A 3,847-nucleotide genomic window follows, 5' to 3' on the forward strand; every position below is an offset into this window, starting at 1 on the left:
GCCATCCAGCACCGCGCGGGCATGCAGACCTCCAAGACGATCGTGGCCGTCAACAAGGACGCCGAAGCCCCGATCTTCGAACTCGTCGACTTCGGCGTGGTCGGCGACCTCTTCGACGTCGTCCCCCAGCTCACCGAAGAGGTCAAGACCCGCAAGGGCTGAGGACGTCCACGGGTTCGGGACTGCCCAGGTCAGTACGACCTGGGCAGTCCCAGCACGTGCTGGGAGACGTAGTTGAGCACCATCTCCTGGCTGATCGGCGCGAGCCGCAGCAGCCGTGACTCACGGAAGTACCGCTCGACGTGGTACTCACGGGCGTACCCCATGCCGCCCAGCGTCTGCACCGCCCGGTCGGCGGCCTGGAATCCGGCGTCGGCGCACAGGAACTTGGCCATGTTGGCCTCACGGCCGCACTCCAGCCCCCGGTCGTAGCGCCAGGCGGCGTTGCGGGCCATCAGGCGGGCGGCGTCGAGGCGGGTCAGGGCTTCCGCGAGCGGGAAGGCGATGCCCTGGTTCCGGCCGATGGGGCGGCCGAAGACGATCCGGTCCTTTGCGTACCGGGTGGCCGCGTCCAGGGCCGCCCGGCCCAGGCCCAGGGCCTCGTGGGCGAGCAGGATGCGCTCGGGGTTGAGGCCGTCGAGGAGGTAGCGGAAGCCCTCGCCCTCCTCGCCGATCCGGGCGCTCGCCGGGACCCGCAGGCCGTCGATGAAGATCTCGTTGGAGGCGACGGCGTTGCGGCCCATCTTGGGGATCGGCCGGATGTCCATCGCCGTACGGTCGACGTCGACCAGGAAGACCGAGATGCCCTTCGTGGGCTTGTCGACCTGGTCGCGCGGGGTCGTACGGGCGAGGAGCACCATCTTCTGGCTGTCGCCCGCCTTGGTGATCCAGATCTTGCGGCCGTCGATGACGTAGTGGTCGCCGTCGCGGCGGGCGAACGTGGAGATGCTGGTGGTGTCGGTGCCCGCGTCGGGTTCGGTGACGCCGAAGCAGACGTGCAGGTCTCCGGTGGCCGCGTGCGGGAGGACCTCGCGGCGGAGCCGCTCGCTGCCGTGCCGGGCCAGGACGTTGAGGCCGAAGATGGTCAGGTGCATGGTGCTGCAACCGTTCATGCCGGCCCCGGAGGCGGCCACCTCCTCCAGCAGGAGTGAGGCCTCCAGGACGCCGAGTCCGCCACCGCCGTACTCCTCGGGGACGGCGATCCCGAGCCAGCCGGCCTTGGCGAAGGCGTCGTAGAAGCTCCAGGGGAACTCGGCCCGTTCGTCCTGCCGGGCCCAGTACTCGGGGCCGAAGGAGGCGGCCAGTTCGCGGACGCCCGTACGGATGTCCTCCTGCTGCTCGGTCAGCTCGAAATCCACGTGGCCCCCTGGAGCGCAACCCTGCACAACTATGGAGAATGAGGTTTCCCTATACGTAGAATAACGTTCGCAGTCGGGGAGCGGAAGAAAGGGTGGGCCGTGAACATCGCGATGCTGCTCGACATGGCCGTGGCGGGCGATCCGGACCGGGTGGCGGTCGGGACGCGTGGCTCGGGTATGACCTGTGCGGAGCTTCGGCGCGCGGCCGGTGGAGTGGCGGCTGTCGTCCATCGGTCAGGGGCACGGGAGTTGGTGTTCGCCGGGGTCAACGGCCCGGACCTTCCCGTGCTGTTGTTCGGTGCCGCACTGGCGGGCGTGCCGTTGGTACCCGTCAACTACCGGCTCTCCGCAGACGCGTTGACCGGTCTACTCGATCACACCGACGCGCCGCTGGTGGTCGCGGACGAGTCCCTCGTGGGTGCGTTCGCCGGGGCCGGACTGACGGTGCGCACCCCCGGGGAACTGGTGGCGGAGGGACTGGCCACCGAGCCGGCCGAGGGTCTGGAGGGTGCGGCGGACGACCCGGCCGTGCTGCTGTTCACCAGCGGGACCACCGCCGCGCCCAAGGCGGCCGTGCTCCGCCACCGGCACCTGACCAGTTACGTCCTGCAGACCGTGGAGTTCGCCTCCGCAGCCCCGGACGACACCGTCCTGGCCTCGGTCCCGCCGTACCACGTCGCGGGCGTGGGCTCGGTGCTGAGCAGCCTGTACGCCGGCCGCCGCATGGTGCACCTGGGCGCCTTCGAGCCGGGCGCCTGGCTGGAGCTGGTCCGTTCCGAGGGCGTCACCTCCGCGATGGTGGTGCCGACCATGCTGGCCAGGGTCGTCGAGCATCTGGACGGCCGTCCGGCCGAGGTGCCGACGCTGCGCGCGCTGGCCTACGGCGGTGCCCGCATGCCGCACACGGTGCTGGAGGCGGCCCTGCGGGCCTTCCCGGGCACGGGTTTCACCAACGCCTACGGACTCACCGAGACCAGTTCCACCATCGCGCTGCTGGGCCCCGACGACCACCGCGCGGCGCTGGCCTCCGACGACCCCGAGGTGCGCGCCCGGCTGCGTTCGGCGGGCCGCATGGTGCCGGGCGTGGAGGCACAGATCCGGGACACGGCCGGGGCCGTGCTGCCCGCCGGGGTGCCCGGCGAGCTGTGGGTGCGTGGTCCGCAGGTGTCCGGGGAGTACAAGGGGGCCGCCGCGCTGCTGGACGCGGAGGGCTGGTTCCGTACCCGGGATCTCGCCCGCTTCGACGACGGCGGCTACCTGTTCGTCGTGGGACGCGCCGACGACACGATCATCCGGGGCGGAGAGAACATCGCTCCCGCCGAGGTGGAGGACGTCCTGCTGGGCCATGAGGCCGTGCGCGAGGCGGCGGTCGTCGGGGTGCCGGACGAGGAGTGGGGCGAGCGGATCGCGGCCTTCGTCGTCGTCCACGAGGGCTCGGAAGTCGACGCCGAGGGGCTGCGGGCCTGGGTGCGTGTCCGGCTGCGCGGGTCCAGGACACCCGATGTGGTCGTCTTCCGCGAGGAGTTGCCGTACACACCCACCGGAAAGCTGCTGCGGCGCGAGCTGCTGACACTGATAGGGAAGGGCTGACGCCGTGACGTCGTTCGCTGAGCTGCACGACCTGACGGGCAAGGTGGCGGTGGTCACCGGCGGTTCGCGCGGGATCGGGCGGGCCATCGTGCAGACGCTGGCGGAGGCCGGCGCGGATGTGGTGGTCGCCTCCCGGAAGGGCGAGGTGTGCCGGGCGGTCGCCGAGGAGGTGCGGGCGTCGACCGGGCGGCGGGCCGTCGGGATCGCCTGCCATGTCGGCCGGTGGGACGACTGCGAGCGGCTCGTGGCGGAGTCCGTGGCGCGGCTGGGCGGCCTGGACGTGCTCGTCAACAACGCCGGGATGTCACCCCCGTACGAGAGTCTCGACGCGGTCGGCGAGGAGCTGTACGACAAGACCCTCGCCGTGAACCTGAAGGGCCCGTTCCGGCTGGCGGTCCTCGCGGCGACGCACATGGCGGACCACGGTGGCGGCTCGATCGTCAACATCGGCACGGCCGGGTCGCTGATGGCGAGTGTCCACGAACTGCCCTACGCCTGTGCCAAGGCCGGTCTGAACGCGCTCACGGTGGGGCTCGCGGAGGCGTACGCCCCGAAGGTGCGGGTGAACGCCATTCTTCCCGGGCCGGTGCTCACCGACGCCCACCGGGCCTGGGCGGCCGAGGACTTCGACACCTCGTTCGTGCCGCTGGGCCGGCTCGGTGTGCCGGCCGATGTGGCGCCGTTGGCACTGCACTTCGCCAGTGCCGCGTCCAGCTTCACGACCGGGGCGATCGTGCGGGTCGACGGGGGCATCACGCGGAGGGTCTGAACCCCGTACGCCATACGGAAGGGCGGCGGCTCCGATCGGAGCCGCCCCCCCGACCGCCCCCCCCCCCCCCGCCCCGCCGGGGTGGGGCGGGGCGGGGCGGGTCTCCGAAGCGGCCCCGCACACGAAACCC

Annotated in this window: 3 protein-coding genes and 1 pseudogene; 3 read left to right on the top strand and 1 reads right to left on the bottom strand. The window is 71.7% G+C overall.

Translation table 11 applies throughout. From position 1 onward, the window contains the following. Positions 1-162 (top strand): annotated as a pseudogene (locus AB0D74_RS50295) (electron transfer flavoprotein subunit alpha/FixB family protein); the annotation flags it as partial. A 29-nt stretch (positions 163-191) separates the two neighbouring features. Here AB0D74_RS50295 and AB0D74_RS50300 read toward each other — a convergent pair. Next, positions 192-1,358, bottom strand: coding sequence for an acyl-CoA dehydrogenase family protein (locus AB0D74_RS50300; RefSeq protein ID WP_362603406.1), 1,167 nt, complete (start codon positions 1,356-1,358; stop codon positions 192-194). Between the two features lie 99 nt (positions 1,359-1,457). Between AB0D74_RS50300 and AB0D74_RS50305 the strand changes: the two genes are divergently transcribed. After that, positions 1,458-2,948, top strand: coding sequence for an AMP-binding protein (locus tag AB0D74_RS50305; RefSeq protein WP_362603409.1), 1,491 nt, complete (start codon positions 1,458-1,460; stop codon positions 2,946-2,948). A gap of 4 nt (positions 2,949-2,952) precedes the next feature. After that, the gene (locus tag AB0D74_RS50310; RefSeq protein WP_362603412.1) at positions 2,953-3,717 is read left to right on the top strand and encodes a glucose 1-dehydrogenase; all 765 of its coding nucleotides are present in this window, start codon (positions 2,953-2,955) and stop codon (positions 3,715-3,717) included. Positions 3,718-3,847: the final 130 nt, after the last annotated feature.

Source organism: Streptomyces sp. NPDC048278 (genome assembly GCF_040652195.1).
Lineage (GTDB): Bacteria > Actinomycetota > Actinomycetes > Streptomycetales > Streptomycetaceae > Streptomyces.